This is a genomic window from Micromonospora sp. NPDC005163, assembly GCF_053599835.1.
In genome coordinates this window covers 1-16,870 of record NZ_JBSFYP010000101.1, presented here as the reverse complement: position 1 = coordinate 16,870, position 16,870 = coordinate 1, and the positions used below count along the sequence as shown (strand labels likewise).

At 67.8% G+C, this 16,870-nt stretch carries 16 protein-coding genes; 3 read left to right on the top strand and 13 right to left on the bottom strand.

All coding sequences use genetic code 11. The features are described 5' to 3' along the window. The 13 genes from ACWD6N_RS35265 to ACWD6N_RS35205 form a co-directional block, all read right to left on the bottom strand. Positions 1-542: IS5 family transposase (locus ACWD6N_RS35265; RefSeq protein ID WP_450006358.1), on the bottom strand; the 542-nt coding region annotated here is incomplete at its 3' end. 394 nt (positions 543-936) lie between these two features. Then, positions 937-1,257, bottom strand: a complete 321-nt coding sequence (locus ACWD6N_RS35260) for a MarR family winged helix-turn-helix transcriptional regulator (protein ID WP_450006360.1) — start codon at positions 1,255-1,257, stop codon at positions 937-939. Between the two features lie 119 nt (positions 1,258-1,376). Continuing rightward, positions 1,377-2,678: an MFS transporter gene (locus tag ACWD6N_RS35255; protein ID WP_450006356.1), complete on the bottom strand. Its 1,302-nt coding sequence runs from the start codon at positions 2,676-2,678 to the stop codon at positions 1,377-1,379. A gap of 4 nt (positions 2,679-2,682) precedes the next feature. Then, a complete protein-coding gene (locus ACWD6N_RS35250) occupies positions 2,683-3,795 on the bottom strand; it encodes an ABC transporter ATP-binding protein (RefSeq protein ID WP_450006354.1) in 1,113 nt (370 codons plus the stop codon). A gap of 68 nt (positions 3,796-3,863) precedes the next feature. Further along, positions 3,864-5,645: an ABC transporter permease gene (locus ACWD6N_RS35245; protein ID WP_450006352.1), complete on the bottom strand. Its 1,782-nt coding sequence runs from the start codon at positions 5,643-5,645 to the stop codon at positions 3,864-3,866. A 49-nt stretch (positions 5,646-5,694) separates the two neighbouring features. Then, positions 5,695-6,819 carry an ABC transporter substrate-binding protein gene (locus ACWD6N_RS35240; RefSeq protein ID WP_450006350.1) on the bottom strand — a complete coding sequence of 375 codons (1,125 nt, stop codon included), beginning with the start codon at positions 6,817-6,819 and terminating at the stop codon, positions 5,695-5,697. A gap of 44 nt (positions 6,820-6,863) precedes the next feature. Next, entirely contained in the window at positions 6,864-7,730 is an 867-nt protein-coding gene (locus ACWD6N_RS35235) for an amidohydrolase family protein (protein ID WP_450006348.1), read from the bottom strand. 64 nt (positions 7,731-7,794) lie between these two features. After that, a complete protein-coding gene (locus ACWD6N_RS35230; RefSeq protein WP_450006347.1) occupies positions 7,795-8,691 on the bottom strand; it encodes a hypothetical protein in 897 nt (298 codons plus the stop codon). A gap of 1 nt (position 8,692) precedes the next feature. Further along, entirely contained in the window at positions 8,693-9,595 is a 903-nt protein-coding gene (locus ACWD6N_RS35225) for a hypothetical protein (protein ID WP_450006345.1), read from the bottom strand. 52 nt (positions 9,596-9,647) lie between these two features. Further along, on the bottom strand, positions 9,648-11,303 hold the full coding sequence (locus ACWD6N_RS35220; protein ID WP_450006343.1) for a thiamine pyrophosphate-binding protein: 1,656 nt from the start codon (positions 11,301-11,303) through the stop codon (positions 9,648-9,650). A gap of 38 nt (positions 11,304-11,341) precedes the next feature. Next, a complete protein-coding gene (locus tag ACWD6N_RS35215; protein ID WP_450006341.1) occupies positions 11,342-12,415 on the bottom strand; it encodes an amidohydrolase family protein in 1,074 nt (357 codons plus the stop codon). Positions 12,416-12,462: 47 nt separating this feature from the next. Beyond that, positions 12,463-13,293: an HpcH/HpaI aldolase family protein gene (locus tag ACWD6N_RS35210; protein ID WP_450006339.1), complete on the bottom strand. Its 831-nt coding sequence runs from the start codon at positions 13,291-13,293 to the stop codon at positions 12,463-12,465. 14 nt (positions 13,294-13,307) lie between these two features. Continuing rightward, the gene (locus tag ACWD6N_RS35205) at positions 13,308-13,910 is read right to left on the bottom strand and encodes an SRPBCC domain-containing protein (RefSeq protein ID WP_450006337.1); all 603 of its coding nucleotides are present in this window, start codon (positions 13,908-13,910) and stop codon (positions 13,308-13,310) included. A 246-nt stretch (positions 13,911-14,156) separates the two neighbouring features. Here ACWD6N_RS35205 and ACWD6N_RS35200 point away from each other — a divergent pair, with 246 nt between their 5' ends. The 3 genes from ACWD6N_RS35200 (at position 14,157) to ACWD6N_RS35190 (ending at position 16,779) form a co-directional block, all read left to right on the top strand. After that, a complete protein-coding gene (locus ACWD6N_RS35200) occupies positions 14,157-15,122 on the top strand; it encodes an ABC transporter substrate-binding protein (RefSeq protein WP_450006335.1) in 966 nt (321 codons plus the stop codon). 49 nt (positions 15,123-15,171) lie between these two features. Further along, positions 15,172-16,020, top strand: a complete 849-nt coding sequence (locus ACWD6N_RS35195) for an amidohydrolase family protein (protein ID WP_450006333.1) — start codon at positions 15,172-15,174, stop codon at positions 16,018-16,020. A 63-nt stretch (positions 16,021-16,083) separates the two neighbouring features. After that, positions 16,084-16,779, top strand: a complete 696-nt coding sequence (locus ACWD6N_RS35190) for a GntR family transcriptional regulator (protein WP_450006331.1) — start codon at positions 16,084-16,086, stop codon at positions 16,777-16,779. Positions 16,780-16,870: the final 91 nt, after the last annotated feature.

Genomic DNA, 16,870 nt, shown 5'->3' with positions numbered 1-16,870 from the left:
GTGGGATGGGTGGCCTTGACCTGCTCCAAGGCTTGGATTCCGGCGGTGTTCTCGGTGGCGGAGGCGGCCATGACGATGACGGCCAGCAGCAGCCCCAGGGTGTCGGTGACTACGCTGCGTTTGCGTCCGACGATCTTCTTGGCCGCGTCGGTTCCCTGCGTGGCGGTCGGTGGGTTCGTGGACGTCTTCACGCTCTGTGTATCGACGACCGCGGCGGTGGGCTGCGCATCGCGGCCGGCCTTCACCCGGGCCAGGGCGGTCAGGTCGACGTTGAGCTGGGCGAAGAGGCCTTCGTCGCGCCAGGCGGCATAGTAGTAGTACACCGTGGTGTGTGGCGGAAAGGCATGAGGCAGGTACTTCCAGGCAATCCCGGTCCGGTTGACATAGAGGATGGCGTTGAACACCTCTCGGACGTCGGTGCGGGCCGGCTCGCCGGTGGGTCGCCGGTCGAGGCGGGCCTTCTGCCAGGCGAGCAGTGTCGGTGCGATCAGCGCCCAGCGGGCGTCGGAGATGTCGGACGGGTAGGCGCGGCGAGCGGTCATGGCAGAGATCTACTCTGGACGGAGCGGTGAGGGTCGCAGGCGACAGGGACGGCGATTCACGGCCAGATCTACGTCAGACGGAATCTGGTACGTGAAGCGAGACGAAACAGGCGTCGACTGGCCCGTCAGGGCGGAGTCGTATCACCATCCAAACCGCAAAGCGGCAGAATAGGGCACGCCGCAAATAGGTTATAGCGGGACACCGGTTCATCGAATGCCCTCTCAGGTCCTCATTCGCAAGACACCCGGCGTGTTCTTCAACAGGATCGGCGTCAGTGAACCATCCCGGGTTTGATGCGCACCAGACTGTTCCGAATCCCCAACGCGGGAATCAGGACGGTTCGGCACGCCCTAGTAGTTTCACGTCCCGACGTTGTCTTCATCCCATCCGACATCAGTCCTGCCGCGACAGCATCTCCAAGATTGGAGCAGCACGACGTAGAACTTCTCGTTCCTCGGGCTCCAGTGCGCGCAACTGTCGCACCAGCCACGCGTCGCGGGCCTGCCGGTCAGCTGCAACGAGGTCACGACCGTGGTCGGTGAGCCCAATCCAGGTCACGCGCCGATCAAGGGAGTCGGGGACCCGGCGTACCCAGGCGGCTTTCTCCATCGAGGTGACGGTGCGGGTCATACTCGGCGGACGGACCTGCTCATACGCGGCCAGCTCCCCCACGCTCATCGGCCCATGCCGATCCAACGCGCACAGGACGGCCATCGCTCCCAGCGAGGGAGCCGTTCGGTCGCCTCCCTGAGCGACAAGGCGTCGTCTCAACCGTCCTACGCTGATCCGGATGTCAGACGCGAGCCGGGCGTTGCTCACACCGCGGTCGACCTTCACTCGCTCTCCTCCGTCGCCCAGCCGACAGGTGCTGACCGAACGGATGCCAACTGGCGCGCGACTCGTCGCATGTGTGGCCAGGCGACGACGCCGAGGACAAGGGTGGGAAGACCGCCGACGACGAGCGCCCATCGGCTGCCGAGGTGCTCGCCGACCGTGCCGACGACCGGGCTGCCGATGACTGCGCTGCCGGTCCAGCTCATCGCCCATAGCGACATGACCCGTCCCCGCATCTCTGGGCGGGCGGCCAGCTGCATGGCCGTCTTGGAGGTCGCGTTCATGCTCATGCTCGCGTAGCCGACGGCGAACAGCACGAGCAGCTCGGTGCCGAGGGTCGGGGCCGCGGCCGCGGCCAGCATGGCGATCCCCCAGCCGACGCAGGTCAGGGCCAGCGTGTGGTAGCCCGGTGGGGTCTTCCGGCCGGCCACCGCCAGTCCGGCCACGACCGAGCCGGCCGCCATCGACGCCGCCATCCAGCCGTAAGTGCGCGCGTCGCCGGAGAAGGCGTCGACGGCCAGGAGTGGCAGCGTGGTCGGGTACTCATAGGCCAGCGTTCCAGTCACGGTGAGCATGAGCAGCGGGAGGGCGATCTCCGGTGTGTGCACGGTGTAGCGCCACCCTTCGCGAAGCTGGCCGGGCCGGCGAGGCACGGGCACGGTGACCCGGATCTGTGAGGTCCGCATCCGCGCCAGGGTGATCAGGACGAACAGGAACGTCAGCATGTTGAGCAGGAATCCGGTCGAGGCTCCGACAGCGGCGACCAGCGCTCCGCCGAGCACCGCTCCGACGGCCCGGGCGACGTTGACCGACACCGTGTTGAGGACCACGGCGTTGGCCAGTACCTCTCGGTAGACCAGTTCGCCGATCAGGCTCTGGCGGGCCGGGTTGTCGAGGACGAGCACGGAACCCATCACGAGGGAGAGGAGCAGGACGAGCGGGTAGCTGGCCAGGTCCAGGTAGGTCAGCAGGGCCAGGACCAGGGCTCCGACAGCTGAGAGGGACTGGGTGAAGTAGAGGATCCGGCGTTTGTCTATCCGGTCGGCCACCAACCCGCCGATCGGTCCGAGGACGAACAGCGGGGCGAGCCGGGTGGCGATGGCGACCCCCAGGGCGGTGCCGCTGTGGGTCAGATCGAGGACCAGGAAGGCCACGGCGACCAGTTGCATCTGGTTGCCTATGACAGAGACCGTCTGCCCGATGAAGTACAGGCGGTAGTTGGGCACCTGGAGCGAGGAGCCGGCCCGGCGGGAGCCCTCGACGAGTCGGCCTCGTCGAGGGCTGCCCGGCTTGAGTGACACCGGGTCAGTTTGTGAGGTAGCTGGTACTGCCCGGGCCGAGCCGTACGCCGACCGCGTCTCCGGGGCGCAGCCCCAGGCTGGGTCGGGTGAACGCCGCAAGTCTGACGTCGGCGGCGCGGACGACTACCTCGAGCCGGTCACCGAGGAACTCGGCGGCTTCGACCACGGCGGCGAACTCCGAGCCCGCGACCTGGTCCGAGCCCTGAGTGCGCCTGAGCTCGACGTCCTCGGGACGAACGCAGACGAACCCACCGGTGTGCTTCTCGGCGGAGACTCCCGGGGTCGGCCGTGCGCACGTGACGGCCCCGACCGCGGTGCGGGCGACGACGACGCCGTCCTGGCCTGGGGCCGCTCCCTCCGCCGGGATCAGGTTGGCGCTGCCAATGAAGTCGGCGACGAAGGAGGTCCGTGGGTGGTCGTAGAGCCCGGCCGGACTGTCGATCTGCTCGATGCGGCCATGGTTCATCACCACCACCGTGTCGGAGAGCGCGAGGGCCTCGGCCTGATCATGGGTGACGTAGAGCGCGGTCACCCCGAACTGCTGCTGGAACTCCCGTAGTTCGTGGCGCAGCCGGGCACGCAACTTGGCGTCCAGGTTAGACAGCGGCTCGTCAAGCAGCAGGACCTGGGGGTCGCCGAGCAACGCTCTGGCCAGGGCCAGCCGCTGCTGCTGCCCGCCGCTGAGCTGGGTGGCCCATCGGCCGGCCATGCCGGAGAGCCCGACCTGCTCGAGCACCTCGAGGACCCGGCCGCGCACGTCCTTCTTGCGGCGCCGGTTCCGCCCGTGGTGCAAGGGGAACGCCGCATTGTCGTAGACCGTCATATGCGGCCAGATCCCATAGGACTGGGGCACCATCGCAATGGGCCGGTCCTCGGTGCGCACGTGCTTGCCGGTCGAGGAGTCGAGGACGACCGTGTCCCCCATCTGGATCCGGCCCTCGGTGGCCCGCTCCAGCCCGGCCACGCAGCGCAGTGTGGTGGTCTTGCCGCAGCCGCTGGGTCCGAGAAGGGTCAGGAACTCTCCACGCGGGATCTCGAACGACACGTCGTCGATGGCGTACACCGAGTCCTTCCCGACCGTCCGGTCGTAGGACTTGCGCAGACCGCGCACGGACACGGCCCCAGTTGTGGGGCGGCCCGTCCCTGCACCGGGAACGCCCTCAGTCGTGAGGTTGTCTGTCACGGTCATGCTTCCTCCACTTCACCGCGGCGGTTGACCAGCCACATGGTGATTATCGAGACGACGAGGAGAGTCACCGCCAAGGCGCTCGCCTCCGGGTAATTCACGCTCGAAGTGAAGGTGTCCCACAGGAGCACCACGAGCGTCTTGTTGTCTGAGCCGGTCAGCAGCAGGGCGATCGGCAATTGGCCGAGGGCGTGGACGAAGACCCAGAACCAGTTCTTCCACAGCACGGGCTTCAGGAGCGGCAGCACGATCGTCCGGGTAACGGTGAAGCTCGATGCGCCGGTCACCCGAGCCGCCTCCACCAGCCCGTCGTCGAGTTGCATCAACGCGGCCTGCACGACGCGGGAGCCGCGCGGCAGGAACCGGGTCGTCAAAGCGACTACGATGATCCAGACCGTCCCGTAGATGGGGATCGGCACGAACAGGTAGAGGAACAGGATCCCGGCACCAAGCACGACGCTGGGGATTCCGAAGACCAGGAACGTCGCCTCGAACAGCATCGTGCTGCCCCAGAACTGCCGGCGCGTTGCGGCCAGTGCCAGCCAGACCGACAGCACAGTGGTCACCGTCGCGGTGACCAGCACGACCTGGGTGGTGTTGAACAAGATCTGCCCGAACTCGGGTGAAGAAAATACTCTCTGGTACGGCTCGAACGTCAGGCTCTTGAGACCGGACAGGCTGATGGACCGGCCGTACGGCGAAAGGCTGGTCCATACGAGTGCAGCGACGGGCAGCACGACGGCCAGGAACATGTAGAGCACGACCACCAGGAAGAGCGGAGTTCCCCACCTGCCCAAGGCGACCCGGTTCTGCCGGTACCCCTTGCCGACCACCACTTTGAACCGCGAGGTGTCGCGCACCCGCCGCCGGTAGACCAGCAGCATCACCATCGACAGCACCAGGATCAGGACGCCGTAGGCGCTCGCCTGACCGTAGTTCGCGACGCCGTTGGGCGGCTGCAGCGAGTACTGGATCAGGCTGCTGTAGACGAATGTGCCATCGGGGATGCCCAGGATGGCCGGGATGGCGAACCCTTCCAGCACCACCACCACGAGCAGCATCGAAGCTGCCGACACGGCTGGCACGATGAGTGGGAAGACGACGAGGCGCAGGCGCCGGAACAGTGACGCCCCCGCCGCGGCCGCGGCCTCCTCCAGCTCGGGGTTCAACCGAGCGAAGGCAGGCGCGATGATCAGATACATGCTCGGCATCCCGAAGAGCCCCGTCACCAAGATCATGCCCGGCAGCGAGTAGATGTCGATGTCCCAGCCCAACAGCTCCCGCAGGGCCACGGCCAGAGGACCGTTGGCCGGGTTGGCCGCAAGGGCCCAGGCGATCGCGGTCACGGTGACCGGGATTGCCATCGGGGCCAGGGCCATGGGGCTGAGGAATCTGCGTCCCGGCAGGTCGGTACGCTCGAACAGGTAGGCCAAGCTCATGCTGAGCACCAGGGCCACTGCCAGCGATCCCACGACGTAGATCGCCGTGTTGAGCGTGACCTCCTGGAGCCTTGAGGAGCTGAAGACCGCCTCGAAGTTGTCGAAAGAGAAGCCCGGGACTTGGAACGGCAGTTCGGTGGTCGTCGGTTTGAGGCTGCTGTAGATGAGAATCACCAGCGGCACCATCACCAGGTAACCGACGAGCAGGATCATCGCTAGGTTGACCAGCGTGCCCACGATTGTCCGGTTGCCTCGTGGCCGCCGTCCCGTGCGCCGCCGGGTGCCTCCGGGCGGCGGTTGCGTCGGCACCACCACCACCTCGTCGGCCGTCGTCGTACCCATCGTGGTCTCACCTCTGTCTTCGTTTTCTGCTCAACACGGCGTCGGCCGGCTAGTTGACGTTGGTCCCGAGAGCTTTCTCGGCCTTGGGGAAGAAGTCGGTCAGTGCCTTATAGGCGTCGATGTCCGGCGTCGCGAACCACTTCAGGTTCGCGTCGCAGATCGCCTGCAGAACCGCGTTCTCGCCGGGGTCGGAGCAGTCGGTGTCGACCGGGATCCGCGAGTTGTAGGTCTTCGACAGTGCCTGCTGGGCCTCGTCGCTGGACAGGAACGAGGTGAGCAGCACGGCGGCGGCTGGATGCGGCGCCCCCTTGGGTACGTAGAGATAGCTCTCGTTGGCGTTGGTGGGTGACAGCGGTGCGAGGGCGACGGGGGCGCCGCTTTTCTGGGCTTCCAGCACCAGGTTGATCAGGCTGGTCCCGATCGACACCTGTCCTGACTCGATTGGGGCCTGGGCTTCGGTGGTCGTGGGTGTGTAGTGGGGTTTCTGAGCTGCGAATTCCTTGCCCCAGGCGATAGCCTTGTCCTCACCCATCTGCGGGTCGAGGTTCCACACCGTCATGAACGACGCCCGTGCCTCTGCGGAGATCTGCCCGTCGGACCACTTCGGGTCGAGCAGGTCGTCCCAGGTTCGCGGCACCTCGTCCGGATTGACCTTGTCGGTGTTGTAGGCCCAGACCTTGGGTACCGCCCAGATGTAGACGAAGTTCTTCTCGAAGATGTTCTCGTCGGCGATGTCGTAGTCGGCCCACGAGATGGCGTCGGCGAGGCCGGCCGACGGTACGACGGTCAGGCCGCCGGCGTTGGCCACGTCGACCGAGACCTTGCGCGCGGCTTGTTCGACCTTCAACTGGTTGACCTGGTCCGGGGCCTTGGTGTTGGTGTACTTGACCGTGATCCCGGGGTACTTCTGCTCGAACAGGTCGATGGCAGGCTGCATCTGCTTGATCGGCTTGGGAGCCGACCATTGGACCTCACCCTCCTCCTTGGCTTGCGCGACCAGGTCTTGCATGGAGGTCGGCAGGTCGGCGGCGCCCGATGAATCGCCGCACGCGGCGAGACCTGCGCAGGCCAAACCCAGCGTCGTGATCAACGCGAGGACCCGGCGAGGGCGGGCCGTCCGGGAACCGTTGGGCCGGTCGTGGTGGAACTCGGTGGTGACGTCCTTGTCGGTCATGCTTCCTCCTCGGTGTGCGGGCGAATGCCCGTCCAGGCCGGTGCTCATCGGGCGGCCGCAGACAGGTCGTAGAGGCGGGCCGCGTTGCCACCGAGGACGCCGGCGAGCGCCTCGTCGTCGAGCCATCCGAGGCGAGCCTCGATCGCGTCGCGCAGGTCGCGCACGCTCCCCTCGGACGCAGGAAAGTTGGATCCCCAGGTCAGGCGCTCCGGACCGAAGATCGCCACGATGCGCTGGAGCAGCTCGACGGCATCGGCCTCGGGGTCGGCGTCGAGACGCTTGAGCGCGGGCGGGGTGATCTTGAGGTGCACGCCACTGTAGGCGGCCAGCCGCCCGAGCTCTCCGAGGAGCGGGTAGGGCGGGCCCCCAGCCGGGTTGGGCCGGCCCAGGTGGTCGAGCAGGATCGTGAGTCCGGGGTGGGTTTCCAGCACCTGGAGCAGCTTGTCAGTGTCCTTGGAGTGCATCTGGATGCACACCGGGACTCGATGCGCGGCGACGTACTTCCACACCCCGGCCATACGCTCGTCAGAGACCCCGGCGCCCGGTGTGGGGACTTTGGTGGTGCCGTCGGAGACCCGGATGCGAACCCCGGTGAAGCCACGCTCCTCGATCCAGTGCCGCAGGTCGGCGACGGCGGTCTCGGCGAGGAAGTCGACCGAGCAGACCCCGACCAGGCGTTCAGGGTGGCGGGCGAGGGCGTCGGCAGCGTAGGAGTTGTCGAAGCCGTAGACGGTCGAGGCGTGGACGAGCGCGGCGCGCTCGACGCCGGCGTCGTCGAGGGTTCGGACCAGCCCGTCGACGTCGACGCCGCGGACCTGCGACCACTCCGAGCGGGTGCCAGCCAACGGAGAGGCGGGGTAGGTCGTTGTGTCGGTGGAGATGGCGTGGGTGTGGGTGTCGAAGTAGTCCATCAGCTCGTCCTCGGTCGGTTGGAAGGTGGCGGTGGCCAGGTGATGGCAAGGTGAGGGAGGGGCGTCACGGCGTCCCCACGTGCTTCTCGAAGTCGGCGAACAGCGAGCGGGCGTCGAGGTGAGTACGGATGACCTGCTGCTCTCGGGCGTAGCGGATCGCGGTGTCCAGGGCCTCGAGCAACTGGTCGGTGATGTCGTGCTGGACGACGAGCTCGCGCGTGGTTCCCTCGGGCTGCGTCGGCCGGGCCGTGTCGATGCCGGTGCTGAGCGCGCGGTAGACCGCGGCGACGGCGTCGGGGTCGCGTTCGAGCAGGTCGCGGCGCACCACGGCGAGGTGGTTGATCGGCACCCAGCCGCGCTCGTGCAGGAAGGTCTCCTGCCGCTCCTTGTAGTCCGGGACGAGCGGTACGAGACCCTCGACGTGGTCGAGGGAGCGAGCGCCCATGACGACGGCCTCGACCTCACCGGCGCGGAGCGCGTCGACCAGCCTGGACGAGGTCCGCTCGACGTTTCCGGGCTCGCGGTAACCCTCGACATGCGCATCCTCGCTGGTCACCCACGTGACCTCGTCGGAGTTGACGCCGTAGGTGTCGCTGAGCACACCACGCACCCACAGGCCGGTGGTCTGGCTGTAGGCCCGTACGCCGACGCGCCGACCGCGCAGGTCCTCGGGACGCAGTTGCTGCTCGCCCCAGCCCCACAGGGAGCGGTGGTGGAAGTTGCCGTGCAACACGACCGGCAGCGCGACGACCGGCACCTTGGCCTCGACGGCCTGGAGCAGGGTCGCGATCGCCAGCTCGCACACGTCGTAGCGCAGCTCACGCACCATCGGCGCGAACGCCCGGTGGATGGGCTCGACATCGACGAACTCGACCTCTTGACCTTCCACCGGGACGGTGCCGTCCAGGAGGGGGCGGGTGTGGCCGTAGTCGCGCAGGGCGATCCGGAGCGGTGCGGGCATCTCAGGCTCCCAACCGGGACGGGTCGGCGCCGAGGCCGGCGCAGGTGCGGGAGACGAGCTCGTCGTAGTCGAGGGGGCGGGGCAGCAGCCCCTGGTCGGTCGCGAACCGGGCCGCGGCGGTGACCGCGGGCCGCAGCGCCTCGAACCCGACCGGGTGGAGCGGGAGGCCGGCCTGCTGTTGGTTGCGGGCCTCCAGACGGGTTGCGAGGGCGTCGTACATGGCGCAGATGGCCTCGGGCACCGCCCGGGCGGTCGCGCCGCGGACGGCCAGCACGTGGTTGACCGGGACGAAGCCGACCTCGGCGGACCACGCGTCGGCCGCGGCCACCGGGTCCTCGATGATGCTTCGTACCCGGGGGTCGGCCGGCCGGTCGTTGCCCATGATGGCGAAGTCGACGCGGCCCTCGAGCAGGTCGTCGGCAAGTGAAGCGCGGTCCTCGGCTGGGGTCGCCCACGCGGGCTCGGCCTGCTCGGGCACGTGGCCGCGCGAGTAGGTGCGCCAGTTGACCGAGGTCAGGTCGACGCCGTACTGCTCGGCCAGGACCCCGCGGATCCAGACTCCGGTGGTTTGGCTCCAGGCCCGCACCCCTCCGGTGCGTCCGCGGAGGTCGTCGACCGTGAGCGGTCGGGTGCTGATCAGTGTCTGGTGCTGGCGCCGGCCCAGTGCGGTGAGTGGGAGGAAGAGGACATCCTTGTCGAAGGCCACTGCCTGGAGAAGCGTGACGATGGCGATCTCGCTGACCTCGTAGTCGGTTTGGTCTACGAAGGCGCGGAACCCGTTGTGCACGGGGCGCAGCGGTGAGGCGATGACGGCGCCGACACCGTCCGCGGCGCTCAGGGCAGCGACGGCGGTCTCGGCGAACTCCTGGTCGTTGACGAGGAGCTCGATCTGGGTCGAGGTCATGATCGGTGCGGCCTTTCCGGTAAGGCGAGGGTCGGACGTCGGGCGGGTCGCATCAGATGTCCTCAGCGAAGTGGAGTCGGCGGTAGGGCACGCTCAGGACCTCACGGCTGATGCGCACGTCGACGACGGTCGGCGCGGGGTCCGCGACGAACCCGCGCACGGCGGCGTGCAGGTCGGCGATGGACCTCACGGTTGCGCCTCGGCCACCCATGGCGGTGGCCACCGCACCAAGGTCGGGCGAGGGGATGGCCGAGAGGTCGGGACGCAGCCCGTGGGCCGCGGACTTGTGGTACTCGGCTCCGAGAGCCTCGTCGTTCATCACGATCACCAGCACCGGCCAGCCGTAGCGGACGGCGGTGTCGAACTCGGCGAGGTGCATGATGAAGCTGGCGTCGCCTTCGACCACGAAGGTCGGCTTCTTGCCGCGAGCCAGGCTCCAGCCCATGGTGATCAACGGCGCCTGGCCGATCGCCCCGAACATGCCGTAGTTGCTGACGATCTCGCGTGCCTTGATGAAGAGCATGGTGCCGAAGTCGACCTGATGCCCGCTGCCGAGGACGAGGGGCACCTGCTCGGGAATCAGCTCATCGAGCGCGAGGACGACCTCACGCGGATCGAGGTGGCCTTCCTGCGGGTGGAAGGGCTCGCGCAGCACGTCTGCGTCGCGGAGCCGGGAGGCGATGTCGTCGTGGTGGTAGCCCTCCCTGCGGGCCTGGCCGCCGCGCAGGGTCGCGACGAGCTGGTCGAGGGACGCCCGGGCGTCGCCTCGGACGTAGCAGTCGACGGGCTGGCCTGTGCCGGTGACCACCTGGTCGGCGTGGTCGAGCTGAACGATCCGTGCGACTGGGTAGAGATAGCCGTGCTCGGTGGTGAACTGGTTGAGGCTCGCGCCCACCGCCACAACGCAGTCGGCTTCCTGGAGTAGCTCGTGTGCGGTTTGGGTGCCGTACAGGCCCGAGATGCCGGCGTAGTACGGGGTGCGGTCCCGCAGCCAGTTCTTCACCTGCAGCGTGGTGGCCACCAGCGCCTGGGTGAGCCCGACCAGTTCGACCACCTGTGCGCCGACGTCCGCTGCTCGGGCGCCCCGGCCGACCAGCACGACTACGCGCTTGCTATCCTCGATGATGGCGGCAGCTTCTCTGATCCGCTCGGGGTCGGGGATGCGGGGCGCGAGGTCGATGAGCGCGGTCGAGGTGACGTAGGTCGGTGCCCCGTCGAACTCGGCCAGCTGCACGTCCGTCGGTGCGCTGACCATCACCGGGCGAGACGTCGTCCGAGCCAGCCAGAAGGCGCGCCGGACCGCGTCCTGGGCCTTTGCTGGGGTGAGCACGTGAACGAAGCCGCACTCGACGCCCTCGGCGAACTTCTGCTGGTCGAGGTACTGGGTGGCTGTCAGGTCGCCCCTCGAGGCCTCACCGCACATCACGACCAACGGGGTGCGGGCCCGGCCGGCACACACCAGGCTGGTGGCCAGCTGGGTGACGCCTGGGCCGCTCGTCGTCGTCGCGACCCCAGGCCGGTCGGCGCCGCGGGCCCAGCCGTCGGCCATGGCCAGCCCGGAGCCCTCGTGCCGGGCCTCGAACAGCTCGGCCCCGCGCTCGGCCATCGCGTTCATCCAGTGCATGTTGGCGTCGCCCATCATTCCGAAGACGCTGGTCGTGCCCTCGGCGATGAATGCCTCCGCCATGGCCTCGTAGACCTTGACCATCGGTACTCCTCTGCTGTCTTGTGTCGTCGGCCCAGTACTCAGCGTGCGCCGGTGGGCACGGCGGTCTGGCCGGTGGTCGGGAGGGGAAGGCCGCGCGCCTGGAGCGCGGTGACCAGGCGCGGGAAGACGCGCAGCGTGTTGCCGGCCGAGATGGCCGCCCGGTCGGACTCGTCGAGGCCGTCGAGGGAATCCAGCAGCCAGCGCGTGTCGTCGTAACGGCGGCCGGTCTCGGCGTTGACGCCACGGACCGCGCCGATCATCTCGGAGGCGAACAGGATGTTCGAGGCCGGGACGGTGTCGACGAGCAACTGCAGGCCGCGCCGCCAGTACACACAGGTGTCGAAGAAGATGTTGTCGCCCAGAAGGTCGAGCAGGTCGCCGCGGCCCTGGTCCTGCATGACGCCCTGATAGCGGCCCCAGTGGTAGGGCACCGCGCCGCCGCCGTGCGGAATGATCAGCTTGAGGTCGGGGAAGTCGCGGAACAGGTCGGACCGGCACAGCTGCATGAACGCGGTGGTGTCGCCGTTGAGGTAATGTGCGCAGGTGCCGTGAACGGCGGGATTGGCCGACATCGACGTGTGGACCATCGCCGGCACACCGAGCTCCACCATCGCCTCATACAGCGGGTAGTAGGAGCGGTCGGTGATCGGCGGAGCGTCCCAACTGCCGTCGGAGGGGTCCGGATTGAGGTTGCAGCCGACGAACCCAAGCTCGGTCACGCAGCGGCGCAGCTCCTCGACACTTGCGTCGAGGGAGGCACCTGGCGACTGGGGCAGCTGCGCCACTCCCACAAAGCTTTCCGGGAAGAGCGTGCAGGCACGATGAACCGTATCGTTGCTCAGCCGCGACCAGGTCAGGCTCGTCTCCTGGTCGCCGTAGTGGTGCGCCATCTTGCCCGCAATGGGCGAGAGCAGCGCGAGGTCGATGCCGTGCTGCGCCTGGAGGGCCAGCTGCCCCTCGGTGAGCGCGCGTACGAGCTCCTCGTCGGGAATCTCGAGGCCGTCCGGCGAAAGGCGCCGGCCGTGCTGCTCGTACTCCTCGATCTGGCGGTCGCGCCACTGCTTGAGCGCATCGGGAACCGTCGTGAAGTGGGTGTGACAGTCGATGTACATGGTCTCCCCGAATCGATCAGATGAGGCGGTGTCGGCTCGTCAGCCGGTCACCGGCCGGCGAGCGCCCGGCCGCGGTCGAGGCCCGGGTGGCTGACCACCGGGGCGGTCAACAGCACCCGGTAGCCCTGCTCGAGCACCTGCTCGACGTTCTTCTCGGTCACGTGCGGGTGTCCGACGGCGACGCCGTGAGTGCCGCAAACCTCCAGCACGCGGTCCTTTTGCTCAAGCACGCTCGGGTGCTCGTACTGGCGCGGCACGCCGAGCTCCTGGCTCAGATCACCCTCGCCGATCAGCACCAGCCCGATACCGGGGACCTGGTCGAGCATCGCGTCGAGGTTCTCGATTGCCTCGACGCTCTCGATCATGAGCGCAACCAGGATCTCGCCCTCGGGCGCCAGCGGCCAGACGTCAGCCCGCTCGTAATACTCCGAGGTCGGAATACCCCAGTAGCGCGCAGCCCACGCCGGGCTGTCACCGCGCATCCCCGGCGGCTCGTCCGCGGCGCGCCCGAGCCGCGGGTAGCGGCAGGCGGACACGGCGTTGCGGGCGTCCTCGACAGTGTCGACGTGCGGCCAGACCACGCCGAAGGCGCCTAGGTCGAGCACCTGCTTGGCGTGCCATTGGGAGCGCTCGCCACCGTTGGAGGGAACCCGCACCAGCGGCGTGATCGCCGGTGCGATGGTCTCGGCGCCGAACACCTGGCGGCGGTCCAGGAGATACTGGAGGGCGTCCTTGAGCAGCGGCGCGTCCCACGGCTTGTGCTCGGCCTCGAAAATCACGGTGTCGTACGGCACGCCGCGCACGGCGATCGCTGCCGCCGGCTCGGGAGCCAGGAAACCGCCGAGGACGGTCTCGCCGCGGTCGAGCAGGTCGATCACCTGGTTCAGGCGCGTCATGCGCCGACCTTCCTAGCGGCGCGGCCGGAGCGGCGAGCCGCCCAGCCCTCTCGGCGGCGCTGCCACCATCGGCGGAGCCGGGCTGCGAACCCGTTCTTGACTGGCCCTCCCAGCGGCGCCGGCTCAGGGCCCGCCGCAGGCGTGGAGGGGTCGCGCTCGGCACACGTGGCGGTGAGCTTCTCAGTGAAGGAACGGGTCATCCGGTCGACCACGACCGCCGCGCCGGTGGTGACCAGGGCAGCCAGCTGACCGTTCAGCTCCACAACGCCGTCGAGGACCACCTCGGATCCGGCCCCAGCTGGGACCACGAGAAACATCGCGTTGGCCTGAACCCGAGTCGAGCCACGCCCGTCGGCGCCACGTGCCTCCATACGACCTACCCGCTCGACCTCCTCCAGTTTCAAAGAAACCCGAGCGGCGAAGGAGACCCGGATCGCCGCGAACTTCATCGCGAGACGGGCATCGAAGCTGCCGTCATGGTGCTGCTCCCCCAACTCGGAGCCATCGATGCAGGAGACCACCGTCGCCGGGTCCGACAGGACTCCCCAGACGACCTCGGGTGCATGGGGGACGAAGACTCGTTCCGCAATGGTGATCAAGCGAACACTCCCGACTGTTTTGTAGAACAATCATCGTGGATTGCCCGGACCGTATCAGCCCCCTGACGTCTTGTGAAGGGGTCACAGCAAAAGGTCCAGAAGGCTGGATCCGACCGGGAAGCCCTGCAAATTGGCACCTCCGGGCCGATTTGACCGGCACCGGCAACCGCCTCAAAGTGCGGAGGTGGAGGGCTCGCGATCGTGCTACGGTCCGGCTATTGTTGCACAAACCCCTTGGGAGGACTCATGGAACCATTGACCGTCGCCCTCGGCGATTACGCTCACTCCGAAGCTGTCCTGGACGGTCGTGCGGCCGTGCGGGGATACGTTGCCAAGCGCGTCGACGTGCGGCCGATCATCGCGGCGTACCGGCGGATGATTCGCGACCTGAAGTTCGACGTGTGCGAACTCGCGCCGGTGTCGTACCTGATGGCACGCGAGGCAGGCGTGCCCCTGATCGCCATCCCGGTCTTCCTCAACCGACGCTTCCACCACGGCGATATCCAGTGCTCGCCCAAGTCGGGCATCGTGGCACCTCGCGATCTCGAGGGCCGCCGGGTCGGCGTGCGCGCCTACTCGGTAAGCACCGGGGTGTGGGCGCGTGGCGCCCTCGAGGAGGAGTACGGCGTCGACCTGCACCAGGTGACCTGGGTCGTCGACGACGACGACCACGTCGAGGGCCGGTCCCCGGCCAACGTCGAGCGGGTCCATGACGGACGGTCGCTCGGCACCCTGCTGGCTGAGTCGGAGATCGATGCGGCGTTCACCGGAAACGCCGGCACAGGACGAGCCGGCAACCCACATGACGGTTGGGAGACGGCCGCCGGCGCCGAGATCACCTCGACCTACCCGCTCTTCTCCGACCACGAGATCCTCGAGCGCGACTACTACCTGCGAACCGGCATCTACCCGCTCCACTCGATGGTCGTCGTCCGCTCCGAGCTGGTCGAGAAGGACCCGGAGCTGCCCACTAAGCTCTACGCCGCGTTCGCCGAGGGCAAACGGCTCGCGGCTGGGGAGGATCCCGACTTCACCGCCCTGCCCCGACTGGCGAAACAGCGGGCGCGGGTCGGCGGCGACCCGATCCCCTACGGCCTACGGGCCAACGCGCCGTCACTGGCAGCGCTGCAGCGGTTCAGCAAGGACCAAGGGCTGACCGACACCGAGGCCGGCGAAGCCCTCTTTGCCCCCGGCGACTACCCCGACCGCTGACCTTCACCGTTCTCGAATGCCCGCCCGGAATCCAGGAGCGAGGAACCTCATGGACATCGTCGACTGCCACTGCCACATCATCTCCCCCGACACCGACACCTACCCCCGTTTACCGCTGGGAGGCAAGCAGTCGGCGTGGGCCGGCTCCCGACCGATCACGGCGGAAGGGCTGCTGGAGCGCATGGACGCTGCGGGAGTCGCCCAGGCTGTGCTTGTACAGGCCACCACGGCCTACGGCTACGACAACAGCTACGTCATCGACTCAGCACAGCGCTGGCCGGACCGGTTCGTTGCAGTCGGCACCTTCGACCCGACGAGCCCGGACGCACCCGAGCGTCTGGCCAAAGACCTAGCCGCGGGCCTGGCCGGCGTACGTCTGTTCACCACTGGCAGTACCGTGGCAGAGCAAGGTCTGTGGTTCATCGACGAGGCGGCCGACGCGTTCTGGACCGCCGCCGCTGAGACAGCGGTCCCGGTGAGTCTGCAGCTGCGGCTCGGTGAGGACACACAGCCCGCGCTGCAGGAGCTGCTCCGCCGCCACCCAGACGCCGTGGTACTACTCGACCACTGTGGATACCCGGATGTCCGCGCCTCGCCGTCCGCTGCCGCCGCCCTGGTTAACGCCTTCGCGGACGCTCCCGGGCTCCACCTGAAGCTCACCCACCGCGCTCTCGAAGGACTCCAGGACATCGGGCCTTCCGCCGCCGCTGAGTTCCTCGAAGCGATACTCGACTGTTACGGTGCGGAGCGTATCGCTTGGGGGTCGAACTGCCCGGCCGCGGAGCAGCCCCTCACCGACCTCGTTGCACTCGCCATCGACGTCTTGGAACCTGTGGATCCGAAGTCCCGCGCTACGGTTCTTGCCGCCACGTCTCGCCGGCTGTATTCGTGGTCATGAGCGCGTACCGCCGCACGGTTTGCGACGATGGGCTCGAGCGACTGGAAAGGGGACCGGCTGCGCGTGAGTACTGAGATGAACGAGCCCGAGGAAGATCTTGCCTCATCGAGCCGGTTCATGCAGGCCTACGAAGACCTCAGAGCTCTCATCGTGGCAGGCCACTTCGAGCCCGGTGCCCGCCTGACCGAGCTCGAGCTCACCGGGATGCTCGAGGTGTCACGAGGCACGATCCGATCAGTCATCGTCCGACTTGCCCAAGAGGGCTACCTGACCCGAGAGCGCAACCGAGGAGTACGCACCCGGGTCTTCACCCTCGACGAGGCCATCGCTGTCCTCGAGGCTCGGGAGATCCTGGAGTCGGCGGTCGCCGCAAAATTCGCCGAACGCGCCACAGACGAGGAGGTCGCCGCCCTCGAGTCGATCTGGCAAGAGATGGGCGATGCCGAGTACCTCCGCGACGCCACGACGTACTCAAAGCTCAACACAAGATTCCATCAGCATATCCGCGAATGCGCACGGCAGCCGATCCTGCAGTCCTTCATAGAGCAGTTGGTGTACCCACTGGTGATACGCCAGTACCGCGATCAGACGACGCAGCACCGCCGACCCGACGCGCTCGGCGAGCACCACGCGATCGTCACAGCCATCCAAACCCGAAACCCCGAAGGAGCAGCCGCCGCAATGCGGCACCACGTGGCCTCCGCGCGGCGCGCGCTCCTGCTCAACAGCGCCCCCAGGTCCGTCAAAGGAACGGTCTAAGAGCGACCGGCAGTAGGCACCGATTCGGACAGACGACTGGCCGGGGGTAGCAAACAGGCACGGGATCCATCGATCATGGAGTTCTCTACGC

Coding starts and splice junctions, on each gene's coding strand:
- ACWD6N_RS35260 (WP_450006360.1), bottom strand. CDS start 1,257: ATGGCCGTCCTGTGCGCGTTGGATCGGCATGGGCCGATGAGCGTGGGG.
- ACWD6N_RS35245 (WP_450006352.1), bottom strand. CDS start 5,645: ATGGGTACGACGACGGCCGACGAGGTGGTGGTGGTGCCGACGCAACCG.
- ACWD6N_RS35240 (WP_450006350.1), bottom strand. CDS start 6,819: ATGACCGACAAGGACGTCACCACCGAGTTCCACCACGACCGGCCCAAC.
- ACWD6N_RS35235 (WP_450006348.1), bottom strand. CDS start 7,730: ATGGACTACTTCGACACCCACACCCACGCCATCTCCACCGACACAACG.
- ACWD6N_RS35230 (WP_450006347.1), bottom strand. CDS start 8,691: ATGCCCGCACCGCTCCGGATCGCCCTGCGCGACTACGGCCACACCCGC.
- ACWD6N_RS35225 (WP_450006345.1), bottom strand. CDS start 9,595: ATGACCTCGACCCAGATCGAGCTCCTCGTCAACGACCAGGAGTTCGCC.
- ACWD6N_RS35220 (WP_450006343.1), bottom strand. CDS start 11,303: ATGGTCAAGGTCTACGAGGCCATGGCGGAGGCATTCATCGCCGAGGGC.
- ACWD6N_RS35215 (WP_450006341.1), bottom strand. CDS start 12,415: ATGTACATCGACTGTCACACCCACTTCACGACGGTTCCCGATGCGCTC.
- ACWD6N_RS35200 (WP_450006335.1), top strand. CDS start 14,157: ATGGAACCATTGACCGTCGCCCTCGGCGATTACGCTCACTCCGAAGCT.
- ACWD6N_RS35195 (WP_450006333.1), top strand. CDS start 15,172: ATGGACATCGTCGACTGCCACTGCCACATCATCTCCCCCGACACCGAC.